23 protein-coding genes and 1 pseudogene are annotated in these 26,693 nt (G+C 46.2%); 7 read left to right on the forward strand and 17 right to left on the reverse strand.

Going from position 1 to position 26,693, the window contains the following annotated elements:
• Positions 1–24: 24 nt before the first annotated feature.
• A pseudogene (locus IM475_RS10880) lies at positions 25–721 on the reverse strand (IS1 family transposase).
• An 83-nt stretch (positions 722–804) separates the two neighbouring features.
• Positions 805–2,109: an ABC transporter substrate-binding protein gene (locus IM475_RS10885; RefSeq protein WP_287727554.1), complete on the reverse strand. Its 1,305-nt coding sequence runs from the start codon at positions 2,107–2,109 to the stop codon at positions 805–807.
• Positions 2,110–2,278: 169 nt separating this feature from the next.
• Between IM475_RS10885 and IM475_RS10890 the strand changes: the two genes are divergently transcribed.
• A complete protein-coding gene (locus IM475_RS10890; protein ID WP_287727556.1) occupies positions 2,279–2,512 on the forward strand; it encodes a hypothetical protein in 234 nt (77 codons plus the stop codon).
• Between the two features lie 29 nt (positions 2,513–2,541).
• On the opposite strand, the gene ctpA is transcribed toward IM475_RS10890, so the two are convergent.
• From ctpA to IM475_RS10905, 3 genes are all read right to left on the reverse strand, one after another.
• Positions 2,542–3,780, reverse strand: coding sequence for a carboxyl-terminal processing protease CtpA (gene ctpA, locus IM475_RS10895; protein WP_287657419.1), 1,239 nt, complete (start codon positions 3,778–3,780; stop codon positions 2,542–2,544).
• 282 nt (positions 3,781–4,062) lie between these two features.
• Positions 4,063–5,142 (reverse strand): class II fructose-bisphosphate aldolase, encoded by a 1,080-nt coding sequence (fba, locus tag IM475_RS10900; RefSeq protein ID WP_002744497.1) that lies wholly within the window; start codon positions 5,140–5,142, stop codon positions 4,063–4,065.
• A 132-nt stretch (positions 5,143–5,274) separates the two neighbouring features.
• On the reverse strand, positions 5,275–6,402 hold the full coding sequence (locus IM475_RS10905) for an aldo/keto reductase (RefSeq protein ID WP_287727557.1): 1,128 nt from the start codon (positions 6,400–6,402) through the stop codon (positions 5,275–5,277).
• Positions 6,403–6,734: 332 nt separating this feature from the next.
• Here IM475_RS10905 and IM475_RS10910 point away from each other — a divergent pair, with 332 nt between their 5' ends.
• From IM475_RS10910 to IM475_RS10930, 5 genes are all read left to right on the forward strand, one after another.
• A complete protein-coding gene (locus tag IM475_RS10910; protein WP_287657415.1) occupies positions 6,735–8,210 on the forward strand; it encodes a leucyl aminopeptidase in 1,476 nt (491 codons plus the stop codon).
• A 389-nt stretch (positions 8,211–8,599) separates the two neighbouring features.
• Complete coding sequence (locus IM475_RS10915) at positions 8,600–9,784, forward strand: tetratricopeptide repeat protein (RefSeq protein ID WP_287727575.1); 1,185 nt, start codon at positions 8,600–8,602, stop codon at positions 9,782–9,784.
• A gap of 77 nt (positions 9,785–9,861) precedes the next feature.
• Positions 9,862–11,739 carry an ATP-dependent zinc metalloprotease FtsH4 gene (gene ftsH4, locus IM475_RS10920; protein ID WP_287727558.1) on the forward strand — a complete coding sequence of 626 codons (1,878 nt, stop codon included), beginning with the start codon at positions 9,862–9,864 and terminating at the stop codon, positions 11,737–11,739.
• A gap of 317 nt (positions 11,740–12,056) precedes the next feature.
• Positions 12,057–12,389 (forward strand): DUF4164 family protein, encoded by a 333-nt coding sequence (locus IM475_RS10925; RefSeq protein ID WP_194013602.1) that lies wholly within the window; start codon positions 12,057–12,059, stop codon positions 12,387–12,389.
• Positions 12,390–12,494: 105 nt separating this feature from the next.
• Positions 12,495–13,847: a TIGR03279 family radical SAM protein gene (locus IM475_RS10930; RefSeq protein WP_287727559.1), complete on the forward strand. Its 1,353-nt coding sequence runs from the start codon at positions 12,495–12,497 to the stop codon at positions 13,845–13,847.
• 88 nt (positions 13,848–13,935) lie between these two features.
• On the opposite strand, the gene IM475_RS10935 is transcribed toward IM475_RS10930, so the two are convergent.
• Positions 13,936–14,730 (reverse strand): MlaE family lipid ABC transporter permease subunit, encoded by a 795-nt coding sequence (locus IM475_RS10935; RefSeq protein WP_287727560.1) that lies wholly within the window; start codon positions 14,728–14,730, stop codon positions 13,936–13,938.
• A gap of 186 nt (positions 14,731–14,916) precedes the next feature.
• On the opposite strand from IM475_RS10935, the gene IM475_RS10940 reads away from it, so the two are divergent.
• Entirely contained in the window at positions 14,917–16,101 is a 1,185-nt protein-coding gene (locus IM475_RS10940; protein ID WP_287727562.1) for a class I SAM-dependent rRNA methyltransferase, read from the forward strand.
• On the opposite strand, the gene IM475_RS10945 is transcribed toward IM475_RS10940, so the two are convergent.
• The 11 genes from IM475_RS10945 to IM475_RS10995 form a co-directional block, all read right to left on the reverse strand.
• Positions 16,068–16,478 carry a VOC family protein gene (locus tag IM475_RS10945; RefSeq protein ID WP_287727563.1) on the reverse strand — a complete coding sequence of 137 codons (411 nt, stop codon included), beginning with the start codon at positions 16,476–16,478 and terminating at the stop codon, positions 16,068–16,070. The genes IM475_RS10940 and IM475_RS10945 overlap by 34 nt on opposite strands.
• Positions 16,479–16,559: 81 nt before the next feature.
• Entirely contained in the window at positions 16,560–18,872 is a 2,313-nt protein-coding gene (hsdR, locus tag IM475_RS10950; RefSeq protein ID WP_287727564.1) for an EcoAI/FtnUII family type I restriction enzme subunit R, read from the reverse strand.
• A gap of 3 nt (positions 18,873–18,875) precedes the next feature.
• Entirely contained in the window at positions 18,876–19,226 is a 351-nt protein-coding gene (locus tag IM475_RS10955) for a type II toxin-antitoxin system RelE family toxin (RefSeq protein WP_287727565.1), read from the reverse strand.
• Entirely contained in the window at positions 19,216–19,449 is a 234-nt protein-coding gene (locus IM475_RS10960) for a hypothetical protein (protein ID WP_045359782.1), read from the reverse strand. Before IM475_RS10960 ends, IM475_RS10955 begins: the two co-directional genes overlap by 11 nt.
• Before the next feature lie 37 nt (positions 19,450–19,486).
• Positions 19,487–20,659, reverse strand: coding sequence for a restriction endonuclease subunit S (locus tag IM475_RS10965; RefSeq protein WP_287727566.1), 1,173 nt, complete (start codon positions 20,657–20,659; stop codon positions 19,487–19,489).
• A gap of 160 nt (positions 20,660–20,819) precedes the next feature.
• Positions 20,820–21,152: a GIY-YIG nuclease family protein gene (locus IM475_RS10970; protein WP_045359784.1), complete on the reverse strand. Its 333-nt coding sequence runs from the start codon at positions 21,150–21,152 to the stop codon at positions 20,820–20,822.
• A gap of 341 nt (positions 21,153–21,493) precedes the next feature.
• Complete coding sequence (locus IM475_RS10975; RefSeq protein WP_287727567.1) at positions 21,494–22,960, reverse strand: type I restriction-modification system subunit M; 1,467 nt, start codon at positions 22,958–22,960, stop codon at positions 21,494–21,496.
• A gap of 120 nt (positions 22,961–23,080) precedes the next feature.
• Entirely contained in the window at positions 23,081–24,496 is a 1,416-nt protein-coding gene (locus IM475_RS10980) for a cation:proton antiporter (RefSeq protein ID WP_287657397.1), read from the reverse strand.
• Positions 24,497–24,622: 126 nt separating this feature from the next.
• Complete coding sequence (locus tag IM475_RS10985; RefSeq protein WP_002757700.1) at positions 24,623–24,961, reverse strand: P-II family nitrogen regulator; 339 nt, start codon at positions 24,959–24,961, stop codon at positions 24,623–24,625.
• Between the two features lie 75 nt (positions 24,962–25,036).
• Positions 25,037–26,158 (reverse strand): sodium-dependent bicarbonate transport family permease, encoded by a 1,122-nt coding sequence (locus IM475_RS10990; protein WP_002751603.1) that lies wholly within the window; start codon positions 26,156–26,158, stop codon positions 25,037–25,039.
• A gap of 94 nt (positions 26,159–26,252) precedes the next feature.
• Complete coding sequence (locus IM475_RS10995) at positions 26,253–26,543, reverse strand: sulfate permease (RefSeq protein ID WP_287727568.1); 291 nt, start codon at positions 26,541–26,543, stop codon at positions 26,253–26,255.
• Positions 26,544–26,693: the final 150 nt, after the last annotated feature.

Consider the following 26,693-nt stretch of genomic DNA (forward strand, 5'->3'; position numbering starts at 1 on the left):
GGCGTTGCTGAATTAAGCTATGAATCAGTAAGGAATAGGCACTTCTTGAAACTTCAGATAATGAATTAATAAACGAATAGAGTATCCTAACATTTCTGTAGACTTAGAATAGCAGAGTGTTTTGCGATGCAATCGGGCTAGATAATGTCTTAAACGTGTGTTCTCACCCTCTACTCTGGTCATATAAGTCTTACTAATTATATGGTCGCCCTCTGCTATAAAACATGGATAAACTGACCATCCATCACTCACATAAAAATAGCATCCCCAAGACTTAACTAATTCCCATAATGGGCGAAACGTTTCGCTACTATGATCTCCGATTACCCAACCTAAAATTCCTTTTTTAAAGTGGTCAACGGCTGTCCACACCCAGATTTTGTTTTTTTTGAGCCAACAAAGGTTTCCAATTCATCCAGTTCCCCTACTTCAGGAATTGTTTCTGGGTCATAGGAACCCCTGGCAATAATTCTCCCACAGATTTTACCCAATTAATTACGGTCGTATGATGAACTCCCTTTAGCCTTTCTATTCCTCTAAATCCCATCCCATTAACATAGGCAGTTAGGCATTCTCGCTTCGTTTTTTCGTCATAGCCTTTCTGTTTTTCATAGTTATCAATAAATTGACGGCCACAGGTTACACAAATATGATTTTGTTTACCTTGTTTATTGATGCCATTTTTACGGATATGGGTAGATTTACATTCAGGGCATTGCATTTTGATTTCCTCCATTCATATCTCTATTATGCAACGCCTAAAAACAATCTCCTGATTACTGATCACTGATTACTGATTACTGATTACTGATTAGGTGTCACCTTATCAATAACCTTGAGAGTCCCGTCATCCTTAACAGTCCAGACATCGTAACTACCGACCACATCGCCATTTTCGTCGATATCCACATTGCCACTGGCCCCTTGATAGTTAATATCCTCGCCTTTGCGAATCATTTCCAGGGCTTGACAAGCATCGGTTACTTCCGTCCCAGGGCCATTAGCCACCTCACGAATCTTGCTTTGAATCCCTTCACCTGTGTTAGATTTAGCCGCCTCAGCTGCTAACATCAATAAAATCGCCGCGTCCCAAGTATGGGGAACAAAAGCGGTGACATCCTTGCCAGTTTTTTCTTTCCAGAGAGTCGTAAAAGCGCTTAAAGCTTGACCGTCGGCCCCGGGGACAGTGCCTAGGGCCCCAGCAATAATTGACTTACCATCGGTTCCTTTCCCCACCTGTCTGGTGAAATCTTCCGAAAAAACCCCATCGGTGAGGAGGACGGTAACTCCTTTGGTCAATCCCTGTTTATAGGCCGCTTGTAGTAATAAACTGCCCGTTTCAGCGTAAAGGACTGCCGCTACAGCATCCGGTTGGTTAGCGAAGGCAGCCGCCGCTTCACTATCGAGAGTGGCAGCTTTCGGGTCATAACGGACGGGATTTTGCTTATTAGTGATAGTGCCGCCTAATTTATCGAAAGCGCTCACGAATTCCCGTTCAAATCCGACTCCGTAATCGTTATTGATCACGACGGTGGCCACATTTTGAAAACCCTTTTTCTTAGCTAGGACTGCTAAAGCTTGAGCTTGGTAGGTATCCGGGGGAGCCGTCCGCGCCCAAAAACCTTGAAAATCGCCTTTTTTCGCCCTATCAGTAAATACGGGACTGGTGCTACCCGGAGAGACTAACATAACTTTATTTCTCACCGCCACATCGACGGCTGCTCCCGAGACGCTACTGGCAAAGGAACCGATCACACCGGCTACTTTATCCACCTCCGCTAGTTTCGTCATTGCTGAAGCACCGGCGGCGGGATCGGTTTGGTCATCTTCTTTCACGAGGGTGACGGGTTTGCCATTGACTCCACCACAGGCATTGATAGTCTCCACCGCTAGGGCGGCTGCTTCGGGCATATTTTGACCAATAGCGGCTAAATCTCCAGTAATGGGCAGTAAAGCCCCTAATTTTAAGCCTTGATCACCGGTGGCAGTGGTGGTGGGACTAGAGGCGTTGTTATCCGGGGTTTGGGCATTATTACAAGCGGTTAAAAAGTTAGCTAAGAGGCTGATGCTCAGGGTTAGGGCTAGGGGCGATCGAATATATCTCTGCATGGCAGTAAAATCAAGGATGAGTTAAGGTTGCAAGGCTGAAAAACCCGGACTGGGAAAATTCTAATCGATGTTAGCATTCTCTCCAAATCAAACAGGTTTTCGTCTTAATTTAGATATTGATGGAAAAAACGGCTAATTTGTTCGATCTATGCACTAGGAATTATGAATTATGAATTATGAATTATGGTTCTTCGGTTTGTCTTATGCAACGTACAGGGTTATAAGGAATGAAACTCTTATAGAGAAAGACATTTGGCGATTTTTGTTAATTGTTTTCGATCTAGAGCGAACTAATCAATTAAATCTCTTGCCAGATAAGGATTTAGTCGATTTATGCCACCCGATCGAAGCAGACCAAGTAACGAAGAATCCTGAAAACTCGCATCTGATAACTGTTTACTGATCACTGGTCACTGATGGCTGAAAACCCACTTAGGAAGCTTTGGCTAAAACGGTGTTCTGGTTTAAAAACTGAATCGCGGTTTGGTATTGACTATCTTTTTCGGTGCCGATTTCCTCATAGGTGATCGGTTCCTGTGCCACCACTTGATCCGGCATAATTCCTAACTTATGAATATCATGGTGGCCGGGAGTTTCATATTTAGCCACAGTAATCGCTAATCCTGCCCCATCGGGTAACTCGAATAGGGACTGAATTAATCCCTTACCAAAAGTCTTTTCTCCTACTAAAACCCCTCGTTGATTGTCCTGTAATGCTCCAGCTAAAATCTCGCTGGCGCTGGCGGTTCCCTGATTGACCAAAACGACTAGAGGCGCATCGGTTAAAGCATTGCCAGCAGCGGCAAAACTATCGGCAATTCCCTCGCGATTAACCGTATAAACGATCGTTCCCTGATTAATCCACATCCGAGCGATTTCTATGCCCGCTTGCAGCAAACCACCGGGGTTATTTCTTAGATCCAAAATATAACCCTTGGCTCCTTGTTTTTGTAAGTTCGTCACCGCTTCCGAGACTTCTTTGGCAGCGTTAGCACTAAATTGATTTAAGCGCACATAACCGATGGGCAAGGAACTAGAATTTTTATCCAAAACCGCTACCACTGGACTTAAAGAAATGCGTTGACGGGTTAAAGATAGGGTTTTTGGTTGACTTTTTTGATCGGGAAGAATGACTAAGGAAACTTCTGTTCCGGGGGTGCCGCGCATTTTGGCCGCCGCCGCGTCGAGGGTTAAAGTAGTGGTATCGATGCCATCAATAAACAAAATGCGATCGTGGCTATTCAAACCAGCGGCCTCGGCAGGAGAACCGGCAAGGGGAGCAACTACTTCTAAGTAACCATTGTCGGGATTGATATTAATTTGCAGTCCTACCCCCGATAATTCCCCCGTGGTGCTAATTTGTAGGTTATGGTATTGATCCGGTCGCAGGAGACGGGTAAAGGGTTCATCGAGAGTAGCTAACATCTGTTCGATGGTGTTATAGGCCGCCGTCCGATCGTTGAGGGGTTTTTTGATGAATTGTTCCCGCACCTGCCACCAGTTTTGATGATTAAAGGTGTCATCATAATAGGATTGGTTGACTAATCGCCAAGATTGTAGTAGTAATTTTTGTTCTTCGCTAAAGGCGGCTGCTGTGGGTGTCCATGCCATCCAAGTCAGACAAAACCAAAATCCCACCAATAATCCCACCCACAACGATTTTTTTCTCATCTTGCTTCTCTTATAAATCCAGTGCTGATCTGCTGATTATTTTCAGTATAGTCTTTTCTCTGAAATCGATTCTTATCTGGTAACTCTTGACTCTCCCCGGTTTGGTGGGTAAAATGTATTCTAAGATACAGTCTTCTGGGCTAATTAGTGGAACGAACCACAGAGACACAGAGGACACAGAGATCGATCGTTCTTATATAAAAAAGAGGGTAGTTATGGTTAACTACCCCAAAAAATTCTACTAGATCGGTGCCATTAAGCGATCGCTTAATTGTTCAGCTACTAGACAGCCACAACTTTTTTGCTGACTTGGGTTAATTGCCCTTTAGCATACTTGGCTGCGTAGTCATCGAGGGACATTTGTTTGATTTTGCTGGCGTTACCGGCGGTACCAAATTGTTGATAGCGATCGGCACAAACTTTCTGCATATAGGTGATCGAGGGTTTCAGGAAGAAACGGGGATCAAACTCTTTCGGGTTGCTGAATAGTGCTTCCCGAACTGCGGCGGTAATTGCTAAACGGCAGTCAGTGTCGATATTGATTTTACGCACACCACTCTTGATGCCTTTTTGGATTTCTTCCACGGGAACACCGTAGGTTTCAGGGATAGCGCCACCGAATTGGTTGATTAATTCGAGGAGATCTTCAGGAACCGAGGAAGAACCGTGCATGACCAAGTGAGTATTGGGTAAGCGGTTATGAATTTCTTCAATGCGGCTAATAGCGAGAATTTCGCCGGTGGGTTTGCGGGTAAATTTGTAAGCGCCGTGGCTAGTACCAATGGCTACTGCTAAAGCGTCTACTTGGGTTCTTTCGACGAAATCCACCGCTTCATCGGGATCGGTTAACAGCATCGAGTGATCTAATTCTCCCTCAAAACCGTGGCCGTCTTCCGCTTCTCCTTTACCGGTTTCTAGGGAACCTAAACAACCGAGTTCTCCTTCCACACTAGCACCGATCGAGTGGGCAACTTTTACCACTTCAGCAGTAACGTTAACGTTGTACTCGTAGGTGGCGGGAGTTTTAGCATCCGCTTCTAAGGAACCATCCATCATAACGCTGGTGAAACCGTTACGGATGGCCGAGTAGCAGGTGGCGGGTTCGTTACCGTGATCTTGGTGCATCACGATGGGGATATGAGGATAGGTTTCCACCGCGGCGGTGATCAGGTGACGCAGGAAGTTTTCCCCTGCATATTTGCGCGCACCGCGAGAAGCTTGTAGGATAACGGGGCTGTCGGTGGCTGCCGCCGCTTGCATGATCGCTTGGATCTGCTCCATATTATTTACGTTAAAAGCGGGGATGCCATATCCGTTCTCAGCCGCGTGATCCAACAATAACCGCATGGGGACGAGTGCCATATCCTTTACTCCTTAATCTATTTCTTGTTTTTTGTCTCTTTAAATTCAAGAAAGTTAATTCTCTTACCTGTTAATCTTAAGATAGTTTTTACACTTTGACGATCCCCAAAAAAAATTTTTCTAGGTTTCGTCCTAAGATGACCACAATCTCCGTTGCGCTGGTCCTTTAAGTAGTTCGTGTGTATCAAATAGCAGCTGGGGAATCGGCAATTTTTCCGGGCAGCGAGGTAAACAATCACCACATTCAGTACAATTATTCGCCTTGCTTCCGGGGAACCAATGACCAGCATTTTCCAGCATTCGATAGCGATACTGGCCAAAATCAGTCATTTCGTAAGCTACTGCCAGATTCCGCAGTCTCAACACTTCGGGGATATTAATATTTTCAGGACAGGGTAAACATTGATAACATTGGCTACATAAATCTGTAGCCAATTTATCGGTTAAATGTGCCTCTAAACGGTTAAAAACGGCAATTTCTGCCGCATCTAAGGGCTGATCTCGTTCGCATACGTTAATAATTGCCTCTAATTCCTCTGGTATCGCTGCCCCGACGCTGAGGGTAGTAATGCGCGGATCGCTCAATAAAAAGCGATAATTTAGCTCTAGGGGTGAAAAAGGGGCGCATAATTCCTCTAGCTTCTTGGGAGGTCTGTGGAGACCACCTCCCTTATCAGCAGGGGAAATAATAAACACACCCATGTCCTTTGCTTCGGCTAAAGCGATCGCTGGTTGCTGTCTTTGCCAAAAAAAATAGTAATGGATATTGACAAAAGCGAAGAAATCTGTATTGATCGTCTCGAGAATAATTTCTAGGGGTGCATGGGTAGAAAAGCCAATATGACCGATTTTTCCAGCTTCTTGGGCCATAAAAACGGCTTTCATGCAGCCTTGCGGGTCTTTAATCCAGTTTAAATGCTCGCGGGTGTTAATACCGTGAATTGCTAGACAATCGAGGTAATTTAATTGTAATCGTTCTAGGGATTCGCCGATCGCTTTTTCCATAGTTTGGCGATCGGGAGTGGGAACCAATTTCGTGGTCAGATAAACCCGCTCCCGCACTCCTTGACGCTGCAGGTAGCGACCGAGAAAAACTTCGCTATTACCGTAACCTCTGGCCGTTTCTAGGTGATTAATCCCCAATTCTAGGGCGCGATCAACTGTTGCGGTAAACACCGACTCTGAGGACAAACAGCGCATTGTCCCCAGGGAAAACAGCGAAAATTGCCAATTAGTACGGCCAAATCGTCGATAACGCATTGATTCAGTTATCAGTTATCAGTTATCAGTTATCAGTTACCAGTTAAGTAGGTAACCTCAGTTCGGGATAAGCTAAAACCCTGATGCTACCGTAGCCTGAAACTCCTATTCTTTCGTGGAAGCTATGGCAAAATTCCCTTATCCCGAACTGACGTTAAGATACAGTCTTATGGGCGAGTGAGTGGAACGAACCACTCCAGACACAAAGGACACAGAGATCGATCACTACTATATAAGTTAAACTTATCACACAAAGAATAAGACAGCCACTGATAGAGCTTACAGTATAGTGATTAATAGAAGCATTTTGCAAAGAATTATCGAGATAAAGAATGGATATTCGATCGACTGACACCTCGCTCCTTACTTGGACAGGAGATACTTTAGCCCTAGGTTTACCAGAAGGAGCCGTAGAGATTGCAGGAGAATTGGCAGAATTAAACAATAAACTGGGGGGAACCCTAGAGGAACTCATCTCCGAGACGGAATTCGAGGGAAAATTAGGCAGTAGTGCGGCGACTCGTCTAGGTGGTGGTGGTCTGATTCGCAAATTAATCCTGGTGGGATTGGGAAAAACTGCCGATTTCGACCTGCAAACCCTGCGTCTAGCGGCCGCCGCCATCGCTCGTCTGGCCAAACAACAAAAAAGCCAAGCTCTGGCCATCAGTTTACCAGTAGTTGGGGATCAGTCCGCCACTGCCGGAGCAATCACGGAAGGGCTGCTGCTGGCCACTCATCAGGATACCCGCTTCAAGTCCACTAAGGAGGAAAAAGGAGCCAAATTAGAAACCGTCGAGTTATTGGGTTTAGGAGAGCAAGCATCGGCGATCGCCAAAGCCGAGCAAATCTGTTCCGGGGTGATTCTGGCCAGAGAATTAGTCAATGCTCCCGCGAACACCGTCACCCCCCTGACCATGGCAGAAACCGCCGAGCAAATTGCCGCCGAATACGGATTAAGTCTCAACATTCTGGAACAGGAAGAATGCGAAAGCTTGGGCATGGGAGCCTTCCTAGGAGTGGCCAAAGCCTCGGATATTCCCCCAAAATTCCTTCATTTAATCTATAAACCCCAAGGAACCCCGAAACGTAAACTAGCAATCGTCGGTAAAAGTTTAACCTTTGATTCCGGCGGTTTGAATATTAAAGGGGCCGGCAGTGGCATCGAAACCATGAAAATGGATATGGGGGGTGGTGCCGCCACCCTAGGCGCGGCCAAGGCGATCGCCCAATTACAGCCAGAAGTGGAAGTACACTTTATCTGTCCAGCTACAGAAAATATGATTAGTGGTCGCGCTATGCACCCTGGGGACATTTTAACCGCTTCTAATGGCAAAACTATTGAAGTCAATAACACCGATGCCGAGGGACGATTAACCCTGGCCGACGGCTTGGTTTTTGCGGAAAAATTAGAGGTAGATGCGATCGTGGATCTAGCCACTTTAACCGGGGCCTGTGTCATCGCTTTGGGGGACGATATCGCCGGTCTATGGAGTAGCGATGAGAGTCTCGCTGCTCAACTCCAAGAGGCCGCTAAATTAGCCGGCGAAAAATTCTGGCCGATGCCTCTAGAAGAAAAATATTTCGAGGGGCTGAAGTCTCCAATTGCCGATATGAAAAACACCGGCCCACGCCCCGGCGGTTCCATTACAGCCGCTTTATTTTTGAAGCAATTCATTAATAACACGCCTTGGATGCACCTAGATATCGCAGGTCCGGTCTGGTCCGATAAGGAAAATGGCGTTAATAATTCCGGGGCCACCGGTTTTCCCGTCCGCACTCTAGTTAATTGGGTGATGGCCAATAATTAGGGCTGGCTGAATAAATCTAAAAACCTTGTTGGGTAAGACTTTTAGACCTTTTGTCAATCAAAAAGTACTGGATATGAGAGTGATCGGGGCGAAATTTAGGCACTTTTTCCCTGAAAATTAGGTAATTGGCCACCTCAAAACTGGTAAAACCCCACACCCCACACCCCACACCCCATACCCTGCCCCCAGGAAAAACTTTTTGCGGCAAACCCTAATTAAGTTATCGGTGATCGGTAAGCGGTATTAGATGAGGAGTATTTTCACTGATTACTGTTTACTGATCCCTGACAAATCTCCCCAAACCCTAACCCCTATTCCCCAATAACTGATAACTGCTAGACTAATTGGGTGATGCTTGCAAGATTAATAAAACCAGTGTCGAGATTAGAATGCAGGGACTTTTAAGAAAACTTTGGCGTGCGATCAAAAACTTTTTTACCCGACTTTTGGGGGGACAAGCGGAAAAGGGGAGAGTACAAGCGATCGAATCTGTTCCCCTAACCGATACAGATTACGAGTTTCTCTATATGCAGTTACTCGATGGAGTGGCCCACGGTTGGCACGAAGGCAGAATTCTGAGATTTTTTGAGAAATTGGGCGATCGAGGTCGGCAAAAAGATTGGGTAGAATGGTTAGAGCGTTTTGGGACCCGTCTGCAATCCTCCGCTTCCCTTAACCAACTTCTCGCCAGCAGAATGATCCGTTTAGGAGAATTAGCTCGCGCTTTTCCGGGGATTGAACGTATTGGTGAAGCTTCCTACGAGATCGGTTATCAACTCTACACCAAAGAAACTGCCACTTTAATCTGGGAATACGCCGGCGAAGATGAGGCCCCGGGCAGTTATTCCCTGCCGCAACCCCCAGAAAATCTCTTATATTCGGGTGAAACTAGCGATTTTAACGGTGCTGACTCGGAAAATCCCCAATTAGAAACCCTCACCCTCGATGAATTATTTAACCGTCTGCACAACGATCCTACCCTAGCGAGCCAAATGGCCGAACAATTAGGCATCGAAAATAAGGACGCAGAAAGCATTATTAATAGTCTGATCGCTCAATTTTCCCCCCTGTCAGGTAAAAACCCTGAAACTGCCGCAGATTGGTTTAATCAGGGCTTAGAACAGGCAAATTTAGGCAATTGGTCAAATGCGATCGCTGATTGGGAACAGGCCTTGACGATCGATCCCCAATTAGCCTCGGCCTGGCATAATCGTGGTGGTGCCTTAGCCATGATCGGTAACTACGAAGAGGCGTTAAATAGTTATGATCGCGCCCTAGAAATCACCCCCAACGATCACCAAGTCATTAACGCTAGAGGCAGCGCCCTATACGGACTGCAACGTTGGCAAGAAGCCTTAGAATGTTGGCAACAGGTGCTAGAAGCGGACGATAATTTTTATCAAGCTTGGTACAATCGCGGCAGTACCCTAGAAAATTTGGGCGAAACCCAAGCAGCGATCGCCTGTTATCAAAAAGCTTTAGGGATTGCGCCGGATTTTGAGCTTGCCCAAACCCGTCTAGAGGCTTTACTAGAGCAAAAACCGCCCGAAGACGACGGTAATCCCCCTGCCTGATTCAATCTGAACTTGAGCAGTCAACAGCCTACAATAGAAAAAGGTTAGAGACTAATTTTAATGAATCAGGCCCAGCAATGAGTATAAAAAGCAAACCTCCTTCACAATCCCGCCTGATCGGTAATGTTTTATTAGCCGTGGGCGGCTTATTTCTGATTGTTAACCTCCTTTTTCCGCAATTATTTGGCCCTAGCGTCCCCAAAGTTCCCTATAGTCTTTTTATCGACCAAGTGGAAGATGGCAACGTCGCTAGGGTATCCGTGGGACAGAATGAGATTCGTTATCAGCTTAAAAACGACCAAGAGGGCAACTACGGACGAATTTTCAGCACTACACCGATTTTTGACCTAGAATTGCCCAAACGTCTAGAAGCTAAGGGCGTAGAATTCGCCGCTGCGCCACCGCCAAAAAATGGCTGGATTGGCAGTGTCCTTAGTTGGGTGATTCCTCCCCTGATTTTTGTTGGTATTTGGCAATTTTTCCTCGCTCGCAGCGGTGGCGGTGGTCCGGCCGGGGCTTTATCGATTACCAAAAGTCGCGCTAAAGTCTATGTGGAAGGAGACACCACCAAAACCACTTTTGAAGATGTGGCCGGTGTGGAAGAAGCGAAAACCGAATTGGCCGAAATCGTCGAATTTCTCAAATATCCCCAACGTTACATTCAAATCGGGGCGCGGATTCCCAAGGGTGTCCTCTTAGTCGGTCCGCCGGGGACAGGAAAAACCCTGCTGGCAAAAGCAGTCGCAGGAGAAGCGGGGGTTCCTTTCTTTAGTATCTCAGGTTCGGAATTCGTGGAACTCTTTGTCGGTGCAGGGGCAGCCCGAGTGCGAGATCTGTTTGAACAGGCCAAGAAAAAAGCCCCCTGTATTATTTTTATCGATGAATTAGACGCGATCGGTAAATCTCGCGCTAACGGTAATTTTATGGGGGGTAACGATGAACGGGAACAGACTTTAAACCAATTATTGACGGAAATGGACGGTTTTAACGCTGGCGATGCGACGGTGATCGTGCTGGCCGCTACTAATCGCCCCGAAACTCTTGATACCGCCCTTTTACGCCCCGGCCGTTTTGATCGCCAAGTGTTAGTTGATCGCCCCGATCTGGCTGGACGCTTAAAAATCCTCGAAATCTACGCAGGTAAGGTAAAATTAGGATCGGGTGTGGATTTAAAACAGATTGCTACCCGTACCCCCGGTTTTGCTGGTGCTGACTTAGCTAATCTAGTCAATGAGGCGGCTTTATTGGCAGCGCGCAATCAACGCAGCACCGTCGCCCAAGAGGACTTTAATGAGGCAATCGAGCGGGTAGTGGCCGGTTTAGAGAAGAAAAGCCGGGTTCTCTCGGAAAAAGAGAAGAAAATCGTCGCTTATCACGAAGTTGGTCACGCTCTCGTCGGTGCAGTTATGCCGGGAGGGGGTAAAGTTGCTAAGATTTCGATCGTGCCTCGCGGCATGGCAGCCCTCGGTTATACCCTGCAAATGCCCACGGAAGACCGTTTCCTGATGGATGATACGGAATTACGCGACCAAATTGCTACTCTTTTAGGCGGTCGGGCCGCCGAAGAAATTATCTTCGGTAGTATTACTACTGGGGCAGCTAATGATCTGCAGCGGGCGACGGATTTGGCCGAACGTATGGTGACGACCTATGGTATGAGTAAGACCTTGGGTCCTCTAGCCTACGAAAAAGGTCAACAGAATAGTTTTCTGGGAGATGGCATGATGAATCCCCGGCGCTTGGTGAGCGATGATACGGCCAAAGCGATCGATAATGAAGTGAAAGAGATTGTCGAAAATGGTCATCAGCAGGCCCTGGATATCCTGGCTCAAAATCGCGATTTGCTCGAAGAAATTGCCCAAGAAATCCTCAGTAAAGAGGTGATTGAAGGGGAACAATTGCAGGCACTGCTCGAGCGCGTTAAACCCCTCGATCGAGAACCTGTTACTGTTTAGATTGATTTGATTTTTACCTGACCCTATCTTGAAGAAAGATGGGGTTTTTTCCTATTATACTAAATCCAGTTATTAAAAATTGATTATTTATTCCTCCTTTTGCCCTTTGCCTCTCCGCAGTCCCAGAACCCCAAAAGTTCCAATTAATCTTAACCCCTATTAGAGATTGAAACTTTGTAGGGTTGATTCATGAATCAACCCTACAGCGTTCCAATTAATCTTAAACCCTATTAGGGATTGAAACTTGCAGGCAAAAATCAGTGATACTGATATTGAGATCACGATGGTGAATCCAGAAGAGCTAAAGGAGACAGAAAATGGCTAACGAAACCGCCACTTATTCCCTAGAAGCAGTTCTGACAAGGATTGAGGGGAAAATCGATTCTCTGGAAAAACGGATCGATGAGAGATTTGATAAGGTAGATGAGAGATTTGATAAGATAGAAGAACGGTTGACGAAAGTGGAAATAGGACAAGTCGAACTCAAAGGGGAGATTAAAGCCTTAGATGAGCGACTAACCACAGAAATTAAAGGGTTAACTGCAAGAGTTGCCTATCAGGAATTTACCAATCGGGGGATTCTCATCGCTCTGATTGTGGCCATTTTAGGAGGGGCTGCTAAACTTTTTGGTTTTTTCCCCAATCCCTAACAGCGATCGCCCTAAAATGCTGTAGAATTAACTTGACAAATATTAAAACGCAGCCAAAGACTCTCTGGGAAATGCAGTTAAATAATTGGATGGCGACCTAAAAATATGAGTGAATTAACTATTCGTCCAGCTAAAATTAGTGGTGTCATCCCAGATTCGATCGCCGCCGAGGTTGGTTTTGAAATCGGGGATTCGCTCGTCTCTATTAATGGTAATCGTCCCCGGGACTTAATCGATTATCAATTTTTATGTGCCGATGAATTTTTAACCCTAGAAGTGCTTGATAGTCATGGCAAAACTCACCAAGTAAAAATCGAAAAAGATTATCATGAAGACTTAGGTTTAGAGTTTGAAACCGCCCTTTTTGATGGCTTAATTCAGTGCAATAATAAATGTCCTTTTTGCTTTATCGATCAACAACCAGAGGGCAAAAGAGAAACTTTATACTATAAAGATGATGACTATCGTTTAAGTTTTCTCTATGGCAGTTATTTAACCTTAACTAATCTCACCTCAAAAGAATGGCAGCGGATCGAAAAGATGCGAATCTCACCGCTTTTTGTGTCCGTTCATGCCACGGAACCCGATCTGAGAATTCGTCTCTTAAAAAATCCCCGCGCTGGTCAAATTTTAGACCATTTAAAATGGCTACAAGCCAGACAATTACAAATTCATGCCCAAGTGGTAGTTTGTCCCAATATTAATGATGGAATTCATCTCGAAAGAACCCTGTTAGATCTGGTTTCTTTTCATCGGGGAGATATTCCCTGTGTGGAGTCGATTGCCGTAGTTCCCGTGGGATTAACCCGCTTTCGTCCCCAAGAAGATGAATTAATTCCTGTTAGCCAAGAAAAAGCGCGAGAAGTGATTGAACAAGTCCAAACTTTACAGAAAAAATTTCGTCAAGAATTTGGCAGTAATGTGGTATGGTTAGCCGATGAATGGTTTTTAATTGCCCGAGTCGATTTACCCCCTCAATCTCACTACGAAGACTATCCCCAAATCGGTAACGGTGTTGGCTCGATTCGTCAATTTATTAGGGATTTTCAGAAGACAGCTAAGAAGTTATTACCTGCTCAAATTACTCCCTCTAGACGGTTAATATGGGTAGTGGGAAATGCGGTAGAACAAGCTTTTCAACCCCTAGTTAAACAGTTAAATAAGGTGCGGGGTTTAACCGTGGAATTAGTGGCTTTAAATAGTGATTATTGGGGGCAGGAAATCACGGTTACGGGTTTATTAACCGGGCAAGATATTCTTAAAGGATTACAAGGTAAAAATCTTGGGGATGGGGTTTTATTACCTTCTCTCATGCTTAAGCATGGGGAAGCGGTATTTTTAGATGATCTCACCCTAGAAACTGTTATTAATCAGTTAGGAGTTCCTATTTATCCAGTCCTGGGAGTGGAGGAATTAATTAAAACTTGTCTTACTCTCAATCCCTTGAACAAATCCTAATCTCCCCCAATCCCTTTACTGTTGCCTGTTGCCTCTTGCCTCTTGCCTTTAGAAGCTGTTTACTGATTACTGTTTACTGATAACTGTCTTAGCCGATATCCGCATTGCCTGTCCCTTGAAACATCAGCCAAGAGAGGAAAAAATTAGCCACAAAAATCGCTAACAAAGAAGTTACCACAGCCGTGGTAGTAGATTGACCAACTCCTTTAGCACCGCCGGTGGTGGTTAAACCCCAACTGCAACCGATAATGGCAATTAAAACCCCAAAAATTAGGGACTTTAACATAGAACTAATTAAATCCCATGTTTCCAGAAAATTTTGGGCTGATTGTAAGAATAGGGAATAGGAAATACCGTAAAGACTATCAGAAATCAACAAACCACCGAGTAGCCCTGTGACTAAAGAGATAATAGTGAGCAGGGGTAACATTAAACTACAGGCAATCACCCGGGGAATGACCAAATAATCGATCGGATCGGTTTTTAAAATATATAAAGCGTCAATTTGTTCTGTGACTCGCATTGTACCAATTTCGGCGGCAAAAGCCGAGCCAACTCTCCCCGCCACCACCACCGCAGTTAAAACCGGGGCTAATTCCCTGGTTAAAGCTAAGGAAAGGACTCCCCCAACAAAACTACCCGCCCCAAAAAAAATAAATTCTCTGGCTACCTGAATAGTGAAAACCATACCCACAAAAGCAGCAGTAATTAGGGCAATTGTCAAGGATTCTGGCCCCACAATACTCATTTGTTCCAGAGTATTACGCCGGTGAATTTTGCCATTAAGAATATGTAAAAAAGTTTGTCCCGCTAACAAACCGGCAGCCCCCAAACGTTGAAACCATAAACTTAAACCACCGGCAGCATCACTTTTTCTTGGCATTTGTCGAGGGACTATCGCTAAAATCTAACTTATTATAGGCGAGAATTCCCTCTGATTATCCCTCGATTGTTAGGACTTGCTTTGATGCCACTCGATCGAGGGATAACAAACCATGGTTTTGTGCTGCCAGCAGGGGATAATAGAATTATCTAGTAGCCGTCAGCTATCAACCCTGATTCTTTATCCATGCCAGATTTAGCGAAAATTATCCTGAGAAACCATAAAATTGATGCTGTTAAACGATTTCATCCTTGGATATTTTCCGGGGCGATTAAAGAGATGGAGGGAGAAGTCAAAGAGGGTGCTATCGTGGAGGTTTATAGCGATCGAGGCGAATATCTAGCCACTGGACTGTATAATCCTAGCAATATTGCCGTTAAAATTCTTTCTTTCCAAAAAGTCAGCGATATTGCTCAATTATTTCTCGAAAAATTCCAGAATGCCTATCAGCTGCGGCAACAAATCGGTTTAGTGGATAACCCGAAAACTAACTGTTATCGTTTAATTAACGCTGAAGGAGACGGTTTACCCAGTTTAATCGTCGATTGGTACAATGGCACGGCGGTTATTCAAGCTTATTCCCTAGCTTTATACCAACGTCTCGATCTGATTGTCGATTGTCTGAAAACTATCTACGCTGACAATTTACGGGCAGTTTACGATAAAAGTGCCGCAGTTTTGGCGAAAAGCGCCCATATCTCCGAAAATAAATACTTATTTGGTCAAAAAACCAGCGATGAGGTGTTAGAATCCGGCCATCGCTTTATGATTGATTGGGAAAAGGGACAAAAAACGGGATTTTTCCTCGATCAAAGAGAAAACAGAGCTTTATTATCTCAATATTCCCATAATAAACGGGTTTTAAACACTTTTTCTTATTCTGGCGGCTTTTCTGTCTATGCTATGCAAGCGGGGGCTGCTCTAGTCGATTCCGTTGATAGTTCCCACGGTGCGATCGATCTTACCGAAAAAAATATCGCTCTGAATAATCTCAGCGAAGTTCCCCATCAATCCTACAGCACCGATGTTTTTAACTTTCTGCGCGACTGTCAGGAGGATTACGATCTGATTGTCCTCGATCCCCCCGCTTTTGCCAAAAGTATCCAATCCCGTCATCAGGCGGTTATGGCTTATAAAAGATTAAATCAGCAAGCTTTCCAGAAAATTCGCCCCCAAGGTATTATTTTCACCTTTTCCTGTTCCCAAGTGGTTAATGAAGAACATTTTCAGGGGGCTGTCATGGCTGCCGCTATTGAATCGGCTCGCCCAGTGCGAATTTTAGCACGTTTAAGCCAACCGGCGGACCATCCCACCAGTATCTATCACTCGGAAGGTTCCTACCTGAAAGGATTGGTTTTAGCGGTGGATTGATGGAAAATTAAACGATTACCATCCGGATCATAGATGTAGATTTCCCTGCCGTGGGAAGCTTGGCTAATTTCCCCCCTAGCACCATAGCCGATTTCGCTCCAATGCTCGATCGCTTTTTCGAGACTCTCCACCTCGAAACAAATGCTCATGCCACTGCCCCTAGAATCGCCAAATTCCTCTCTGTGGGACTCTTTAGGGCAAAAAAGACCTAATTTAAGGTTAATCAGCCTAAATTCCGCATAAACGGCGGCAAGGTAGGGGCTTGGTTCCTGCTGCAACAGTTGACGATAAAACTGCACCGAGCGATCGAAATTACTCGTTCCTAGGGCAATAAAAGCCTCTGTGTAATTGAATGGACTATCGGGGGGTTTATTCATCGGGGTTGGCAAGCTTTTTCAGTGATCAGTAAACAGTAAACAATGGCTGGGGAAAGTTCAGTCATGGGGTGGCAGGGGGGATTAGGCCGCGTCTTCTAAGTAAAGATAAGCCTGAAAACTCATAAATACCCCGCTAATTTCTTGAATTTCTCCCAATTGGGAGATCGCCTCGTTAATGGTGTGATATTTAATCTCGATCAGTTTTGGCAATTTCTCCCGGTCAAGCTCGCCAACGCCAGAGCGAATATACTGATCAAGAATAAAGTCGAGAAACTCCCGTTGTTTTCGCGTATATTTCGAGAAAATTAAATCTTTGTGCTTGATTACCCGCTCTTCTCGCGTCAAGGGTCTGGCTGCGTAGGCGATATAGGTCAGGACATCGTAAATATCACTGTTTTCCGTGTTGGTGATCCGGGCGATCGCCTGTAGCTGTTCCTCGCCGTAGCCTTTTTCCGCGAGTCCAGTTAGCAGAGATTTGCGGGTGTCGGGTCGGCCCCAGAGATGGCGCAATTCCGCTTCATCTTGAAAAAGATCGGGAATATCCCCGAAAAGCTGCTGGATAAACTCCTCGGCCGAGATCGGTTTTCCGTCGGCATTCCAGAAAGTTGTTCTCTGGGTGTGTTCCAGTTCTCGTTCCTTGCCGTCGGCCAGTTTGATTTTAATTTTCTGGCGTATCGGCAGAGGATCCGGCTCGTCGAGAGGATATTCGATCGCGTCAGGTGGTTCGGGGCGCGGCCTCGGATCGATGACGACGGGTTCCTGCGGTTCCCCGTCCCATTCGGGATCGTTAAAGTTTTCGTGGGCTTTAACAAAATCGTAGATAGTAAAATAGTCCTTATTATCGAAAAGGCGCGTCCCCCGGCCGATAATCTGTTTGAACTCGATCATCGATTTGACTGGACGCAGTAGAACGATATTTCTCAGGTTTCTAGCATCCACCCCGGTGGAGAGTTTGCGAGAGGTGGTGAGGATGGTGGGGAGCCTTTTCTCGTTATCTTGAAACTTTTTTAAGTGGGTTTCTCCCAAGCTGCCATCGTTGGCGGTAACGCGAGCGCAGTAGTTAGGATCGCTGCTGATAGCCATTTGATTGATCAGATCGCGAATGGCTAGGGCGTGGTCTTGATTGGCGCAGAAAACCAGGGTTTTCTCGTTTTGGTTGATCGCCTCCATAAAAATTTTTACCCGTTGGCGTTCCCGTTCCTCGATCTCGATAATCCGGTTAAAGTCGGATTCAGTATAAACCTTGTTTTCGTCGATATCGCCCTCGATCAGTTCATCGTCAGGATCATATTGGTACTCGTCGAGACTGGTGGTGAATTCAACCACCTTAAAGGGGGTTAGGTAGCCCTCGTTAATGCCTTCTTTCAGGGAATAGGTGTAGAGGGGTTCGCCGAAATATTTGTAGGTGTCGCCGTTGAGATCCCGTTTCGGGGTGGCGGTTAATCCCAGTTGTACAGCAGGGGCGAAGTATTCGAGGATTTTTCGCCAAGTGCTTTCGTCGTTGGCCCCGCCCCGATGACATTCATCCACGATCACCAAGTCGAAAAAGTCGGGAGCGTATTCGAGGAAGTTAGGGGCTAGTTCCTCGCCGTTTTGGGTCATAAAGGTTTGAAAGATCGAAAAAAAGACGCTGCCGTTTTTAGGGACTTTCTTTGTTTTCTGGATGTTCTTCGGTTCGATCCGAACGAGGGCATCTTCGGGAAAGGCGGTAAACTCGGTTAAAGCTTGATTAGCCAGAATATTGCGATCCGTGAGGAAGAGAATACAGGGCCGGTGGGTCGGTTCACCGCTCAGGTTCCAACTACTATGAAAGAGTTTCCATGCGATTTGAAGGGCGATCGTTGTTTTGCCGGTGCCGGTGGCCATGGTCAGGAGCATCCGTTTTTGACCAGCTGCGATCGCTTCTAGAACGGCCTGGATGGCGTTGTGTTGGTAGTAGCGGGCCTCGCGCATCCCGCTTTTATTATCGGGGGGGACGGTGGCGAAACGGTCGCGCCAGTGGTTGGAATCAGGATAGGTGGCAGACCAGAGTTCTTCCGGGGTGGGGTAGCGATCGATATAGCCTTCTTTTCCGGCGCGGGTATCCACTTGATAAATGCGGAGGCCGTTGCTACAGAGGGCGAAGGGAGTTTGCAGGCGCTCGGCGTAGTCCTTAGCCTGCCCAAGTCCCTCGGTGGGGTGCGCGTCGCGTTTTTTGGCTTCCAGGGTGGCGAGTTTGTGACCGCGATAGACTAAGACATAATCGCAGATTTTCGATGAACTGCGCTGGCCGTAACCCACCAGACGACCGGGGGCAATTACCTCGCGACGAATTTTACTGTCGGGAATGACTCCCCATCCCGCGGCTTTGAGGGCAGGGTCAATCAGTTCGGCTCTGGTTTCGGCTTCGTTCATGGGCTAGAAATCAAGTTGGCTGATGGCTTCTGCGATCGCTTGATCGGTTATGTCGGTTTGATCGGTTTTGGAGTAGAGGGTGATGAGGACGATGGTGGTCTGGGTTTGCAGGTAGTAGATAACTCGATAACCGCCGCTTTTCCCTTTTTTAATATCACTGTTTTTGAGGCGAACTTTGAAAACGGGGAAATTGAATCCTTGAATGCGATCGCCGGGGGTTTGTCCTGTCTGAAGGGTCTGAAGTAGGGGTTGTAAGTCTTGGCGGATGGATCGATAGCGTTTGGCGAGGATTTTGAGATCTTTTTGAAAGCGGGGGGTGAGTCTAATTTCGATGGGGTTTTCGTTAATCGACATCAATGCCTTCCCACATTCGATCTAGGGGGATGGTATTTCCCCCTAGGGCTTCTTGCATTCCTTGTTTAAGGTTGGCGACGATTTCCTCGTCTGGGGTGTCGTCTGGGTTGTGCGATCGTTCCCGTTCTAATTCAAGGCGAAAGGATCTAACGATCTCGTAAATCTGAGTCAGGTGATCTTCGGGGATTTCGTGGAGTTCGTCGATGATTTTTTGGATGATCATGGAGCTACGGGAAGACGCTATTTACATTTTAACGGTTCTACTGGCTGAGTTGACCGGTGAAGGCTTTTTCTAGGATCGATTGTTTAAGTTCGGCGATCGCTTCTAGTTTGCGTTGGTAAATGGTTTCAAGAACCAAGCCATTTTCTTTAAATTGAGTTAAATCGGAAGCTATCTCTTTCTGTTCATCAATTGGCGGTAAATAAAGTGGGCATTTAAGAATGTCGTCTTTTCTTAAATTAGTTTGATTTTCTTGATTATCGAATTTGAGGAAATAATAATTTCTATTTAATTGATAATATAAAAATAAACTATTAAATTTATTTGATCTAATCGCACAAATTCGTTGATTTAAAGAATATTTATTGTTTTGCTCTATTAGATAACATTTGCCCAATGCTTTACCCTTCGGTACATCACTCATAACCATTACTATATCATTAATAAGTAATGGAAAAAGATCGAAATTAGTTCTTTTTTCTATAGAGCCATTTGAAGAAATAAACTTAGAATTTACAACGATAAATTTACCATATTTATCAATATTTTTTTCGTGCGCTTTACCATTAAAGAAAAAACATGAGTCTCCTAAAGTTGTTTCTAACCAATTATCTTTTTTACAAGAGAATACTCTAGCGATATAACTATCAAAAAGCTCCCGGGCATTAATTAAGTTTCTTCGGGTGTTGGCTTCAGCTTGGGCTATACCCTCGAAAGCTTTGTCTAGTATCTCTACTATTCTTTTTTGTTCTTCGATCGGGGGGACGGGAACTAAATAATTTTCTACAAATTCATTTGGAACTCTTTGCTGTCCTACAGCACCCGACAATACTTGGCGACCTTCAGCGCGAAATTTTTCCTGCGAAAGAAAATAAAAAAGATACTCTGGATCGATTTCTCCTTTCGAGCGTAAAACTATATATTCACTCGATCCAAATCCAATTCCATTCTTAAGATTTCTAGCAATGCCGAGCTTCCCATTTTCAAAGCATGGAGTAATTTTAGCCAACAAAATATCATTTTCGGCAAAATACACATAGCCTTTATAAACATCCTTCAGTTTTTTTTCTTGATAAAGATTTAAGTTTTTAGATAAAATGCCTAAATTGTTCATAGGAACAAAAGAAACTAAGGCTTCATCAGAAAGCTTTAGTTTAGCTTCTCTTTTTTGCGGTCTTAAATCGCAAACCTCTTTAATTTTTTTTATATTCATAACGTCACTCCAATACTTGTAAAAATCTCCGCACTTACTTTAATTTTTTTGTTTTCTATCTATTTTCATAATCGAAAGTCGGATGCTGGTGGAGTGAAGTCGGATGCTGGTTGAGCGAAGCCGAATGCTGGTTGAGCGAAAGCCGAAACCAGCATCCCCCTCAGTTCTCATCCCTTGTTAATCCTCCATCTACGGAGAAATTCCGATAATGTGACTCATTTTGACACTCAGCCAAAATATGAAGAGAATCCCAATCACTACGCATCAAAGCCATCTTTTTCGCCCGACTCCAACCTTGCACCTGCTTCTCGCGATAAAAAGCATTTGCGACATGATCATAGTATTCAGCATAAACCAACTTGACCGGTAATCGCTTTCTAGTATGATTTGCACCGAAACCATTTTGATGTTGCCATAAACGACGGGGCAAATTCTTCGTACTGCCCACATAAAAAGAACCATCACAACATTCAAGAATATACATATAAGCCATAGATTTTATCTGAGATGAAAGGCTCAATTTGGGTGGTTGAGGGGATATCGGGCTTCGGCTTCGCTCAGCCCTCTATTTGGGTTCGCTCAGCCCTCTTTTAGCCCTCAATTTGGGTGGTTGAGCGAAGCCGAAACCACCCTTCCCGTCAGCCAGTAGAAGATCCCAATATATCGGAAATCGCCTCTAAAATCGACCCACTTTCCCGGTCCAATTCCGCAATCTATTTGGGTGGTTGAGGAGATATCGGGCTTCGGCTTCGCTCAGCCCTCTATTTGGGTTCGCTCAGCCCTCTTTTAGCCCTCAATTTGGGTGGTTGAGCGAAGCCGAAACCACCCTTCCCATCAGCTAGGAGAAGACTCCAATAAATCGGAAATCGCCTCTAAAATCGACCCACTTTCCCGGTCCAATTCCGCAATCTCCGCTAAAATTTCCTCCGGCTCGCGTAAAGGATCGCCCTCCGGCGCGTTGGGATTTTTCACCGACAGATCGAAGGAACCCGGATCGACTTCTTCTAAGTCTAAAAACCAAGAGCGCTCCGATAGCTGAAAAGTCGATTGAAACTCGATGAACTCCTTCAAATCATCATCATTGAGCGCGTTTGTTTTTCCCAGACTTCGCCCCGGTTCGAGTTGATAAAACCAGATTTTCTGCGTCGGCGAACCTTTGGTGAAAAATAAAACCACCGTCTTTACCCCCGCCCCTAAAAACGTCTTAGCGGGACAATCCAAAACCGTATGGAGATTACAGGACGAGGTTAACTCCCTCCGTAACTCTCTAGAGGCGTTGTCCGCGTTCGACAGAAAGGTATTCTTAATAACGATCGCTCCCCGTCCCCCGGTTTTCAAACTCTTGATAAAATGCTGGAGAAAAAGAAAAGCCGTCTCTCCGGTATTGATCGTGAAATTGCCGCGGATCTCCTTCCGTTCGTTGCCTCCGAAGGGGGGATTAGCTAAAACGATGTCATAACGATTCTTCTCTTGAATCGCTTGAATATCTTCGGCCAGGGTGTTGGTCTGAATAATATTGGGAGCCTCGATCCCGTGCAGGATCATATTCATCACCCCGATAATATAGGCTAAAGCCTTTTTCTCCTTGCCGAAAAAAGTCCTCGTCTGTAGCGTTTCTAGCTCCTTCGTACTCAGATCGGCCTTACTGTGGCGTAAATACTCGTAGGCCTCGCAGAGAAACCCCGCCGAACCGCAGGCCCCGTCATAAATCGTCTCCCCTAATTGCGGTTTAATCACTTGAATCATCGCCCGGATCAGGGGCCGCGGGGTGTAATATTCGCCCCCGTTTCGCCCCGCATTGCCCATATTTTTGATCCGGGTTTCGTAGAGATCCGAAAGCTCGTGTTTCTGCTGTTGTGTGCGAAACTGAAGCCGGTCGATACTTTCGAGAACTTCCCGCAGGTTATACCCGCTCTGAAACTTATTCCGCACCCCCGCAAAAATTTCCCCGATCTTAGCCCCGAACGTCCCCAGTTCTGCGTATTGCTTGAATCCCTGAAAGTAGGGAAATAGCTCGCTATTGACGAACTCGATCAGATCGTCCCCTACCTTGGCGGTTTTCAGCAGTTCACCCCTCCCGTCCTTGGGGTAGGCCCAATTCGACCAGCGATAGGGTTCGTCTAGTAACGGATCGTAGTCTTCCCCCGTCAATAACGCCCGATTCTGGCGATCGACTTCCAGATCGTCGAGATATTTCAAAAAGAGAATCCAGGAGATCTGTTCTGCGTAATCCAACTCCGTGGCGCATCCCGCCTCTTTTCGGAGAATATCGTCGATATTCTTAAATGTCTGCTCGAACATAGGAAAAAGATTAGATACTCTCAAATCTTACCTCGATCGCTCCCTTATCCTGAGCATAGATTTTTAAAAAGGCTGAAAATGCTTCAGCCTCGTCTAAAAAATCAGATTTTACCCGCAAAATTAAGGAATAGGATTAGCCGGCTCCTTGCCTTCCAGGGTTTCGGGAACAGCTTCCGTCTTACCAAAAGCGACTCTGAGGAAGGGAGGAGCGAGGAAAGTGGTCAGGATTACCATAATAATAATCGACACCTCTAAAGGCTTATCCAAAATTCCGCTGGCCGAGCCAATCCCAGCAAAAACTAGACCCACCTCACCCCGGGGAATCATACCCACACCGATGGCGAGGCGATTGATTCCAGATATGCCAAAAACTGCCCAGCCCGTCACCAGTTTACCGATAATCGCCACAACCATCAAAAAGACAGCGATCAAAAGTCCGGCCCGATTCTCCGGTACCGTTGGGTTTAAAACACCGAGATCGGCACGCGCTCCCACCGTCACAAAGAAAATCGGTACAAGCAAATCGGCGATCGGTTTAATTAACTCATCCAACTCGTTGCGGGTATCAGTTTCATCAAGCACCAAACCGGCGGCAAAGGCCCCTAAAATCGCTTCAAGATGAATAGCATTGCCTAAAAATGCCATAAAGAAAGCGAAGACAAATGCGGGAATAACAATATTTCCCCGAGTTTTCAGCCGCTCCACGATCGCCACAAAACTTTTGTTAAAAATACCTCCCAACAAAATTGATCCGATCAAAAAGGCCGTGGCACTGACGATTAGGTAAATAACATTGACCACATCGATCTCACCGGTTTTGGCCAAACTAGCGACCACAGCCAGAACAATAATACCAAGGACATCATCGATCACCGCCGCACCGACAATAATTTGCCCTTCTTTGGATTTGAGTTGACCTAACTCGGACAACACCTTCGAGGTAATACCGATACTGGTTGCTGTCAAGGCTGCCCCCGCAAAAATCGCCGGGATAGCCGCCACATGAAAGACGAGCATTAACCCAGCCGTACCTGCCGCAAAAGGTGCCGCAACCCCCACACAGGCCACAACCGTGGCTTGAATTCCCACTTCCTTGAGTTGTCGCAGGTCGGATTCTAGGCCAATTTCAAACAGCAGAATAATCACACCGATTTCAGCTAGAACCGAAATCACTTCACTTTGGGACTCAAAGATCCGGTCCACGGCAGCCGGGGCTAATTGATTCAATCCTTGCAGTACCGTCATAATCAGCGAATCGGAGGCCGATAGTCCCCCTTCGGGAAAGATGAGCAGATGCAAGGCCGAAACGCCGACAATCACACCGGCGACCAGTTCTCCCAGTACGGGCGGAAAATCCAATCGTCGGGCGGCCTCTGCGCCGAGCTTGCTGGCCAGATAAATCACCACCAGTGTCAGCAATACGCCAGAGAGAATAATCGGTGAATCCTCGGCCACAACGGTGGCAAGCAAGGGGAGCGGAGTCATGGGGGCTGCTATCTCCCCGATCGAAGGAGGCAGAATAGGGGACAAAATCATCAGTTTAAAGGGATGAGGGTTAAAGATTTCAGGTGGTCATAAAACTGGGGGATAGGAAAAAGGGCCACCGCTCAAGGACAGTCAGGCTGCAGATGGGGTGGCCCGGATCAAGACAAGCTTAGTTGTCTAGATTTCACAGCCCTCTGGTCCACAGAAACTCTGTCCGTACAGAACCTCCGCATCACAGAGATAGATCATGCCCGCAAAATTGAGGAAAAACTGATCGGCAACCTGCTTGGCAATATTTTGGGCCATAATTCGATCGGGGGTAAGTATCTCGAACTTAACATTCGTATCGGTTTCGGAAACGTGGGGTTGTCCCGACGAGCGCACGTTGCGACTGCCTTTACCGCCAGTATCCATCACCGTGTAACCACTCGCCCCGCATTCTTCGATGATCTTGGCGACTTTTTTCAGCAAAATCTTTTCTGTGACGATGACGAGCTTTTTGGCTGGTTTGGCCATGTTGATTATCTCCTTAAATGTGTACATTTATTTGCTTGGTAAGCCCCGTCAAGGGAGCGCCCACTGACCACAATCCTAGCCGCCGCTGAGGGCCTGGGCGAGACCAAGGAAGAACGGGATACATAAGCCGATCGCTACGGGCGTACCGATGGCCGTGGACGCGCCTATATAGGCGGAGGGATTAGCCGAGGGGATACCGGCCCGCAATGTGGGCGGCCCGGAGATGTCGGAACTAGAGGAAGCGATGACGGCCAGAACCACGACACCGCCCCAGCTGAACCCGGTGGCGTAGTGGGCAACCATGCCGAGACCGAAGGCGATTAGACCATGCACAAAGGGTGCTAGGACGCTATAGACGACATACCACTGGGCCACCTTACGCAGTTCACCCACCCTTGACCAAGCCTCCATCCCCATGACCAGCATCAAGATCGAAAGCAAGCCGCGAAAGAGGGGATCGTAGAAGCTTTTATAGACAGTTTCCGGCTGGGTGAATATGCCCAAAGCCAGACCTAATAACATGGCCGATAGGGCAGGTCCGCGAAGGCTTTCTTCAATGATCGGCCAAATCTTGACCCGATTATCCGCTGGCTGCTGTAGGCTGAGATATTCCTGCCGACTGCTGGGATAATCCTGCTGATCGGAATAATCCCCGGCCGCCACCGGCTGCTTGCTAAAAGACTCGTGGTCGTGGGCCGCTTCTTTCTGCTTCTTCTTGTTAAGATAAATGTTAGCCACCACGATCGCCGTTACCAGCGCCGGGATATCCATAAAAGGATAGAGTGCGCCGGCCCAGGCCTCGTAGGGGATCTTTTGTTCTTCGAGTACCGTCAGACCGGCGGCCATAGTCGAGCCACTCACGGCTCCAAATAATCCCCCAGTAGCGATCGCATCGACCACTTTCACCTTGGGCAGATTGGCTAAGGTATAGCGGGCGACGAAGACCACAATAATCCCTACTATGACGGCAAAGATCATTGGTAATACCATTTCCGTCAGGTTGGAATTGCGGATGGCAATCCCGCCGGTCAGACCGATTTTGGTCAGCAGCATGAAGACAATGATCGTACAAATCGACTCGGGGATGACCAATTCACTACCGAGAGCGGCAATGATCATGCCACCAATCAAAAAGGCCAGCGTTGGCGACTGCAACTGCTGGATAAAGTCCATGACAAACAATGAGAAAAAATCCACGAATACCTCCTTAAGCCTCCCCTGATGAGGAGTATTGAATATAAACGGACTAAATGAACCTTCAAAAGCTGAAAGAGAGTAAGAGTAAGGCTCTTTACCCCTTAAGCAAACCTGTTGCGGGCAGAACTTTGGACAGTGTCAAGTCCGCAGGTAAGCCTAATTCGGGATTTTTGGCGGTTGAACTGGCCCCGATCGCCGTCCCAGAAGCTACCCCGAAAGCGAGAGCTAGAGGGAGAGAAACGATGGCAGCTGTTACACCACCGAAGATATCACCCCGCAAATTGTCAAAATGAATACGATTGCTTATTTGCATGAGAATCCAACTGAGCAAAGGATTTTTTGCCACAACAAAGCCGGCGGTTGACAGACCAGCCTTGATAGACAAAACTTTATGGTTTTTAAAGATCGATTGTTATAAATCTATACTAGAACGGATATCTTGACAAGCAAATTTTTGTAAATTGAGTTTGAATCGATATATCTTTACAAAAGTATTGATTTAAACCTATGATATAAGCGGTGTGGGGAGGTTTTT

Origin of the sequence: Microcystis sp. M061S2, from assembly GCF_020245605.1 — a bacterium.
Classification (GTDB): Bacteria; Cyanobacteriota; Cyanobacteriia; order Cyanobacteriales; family Microcystaceae; genus Microcystis.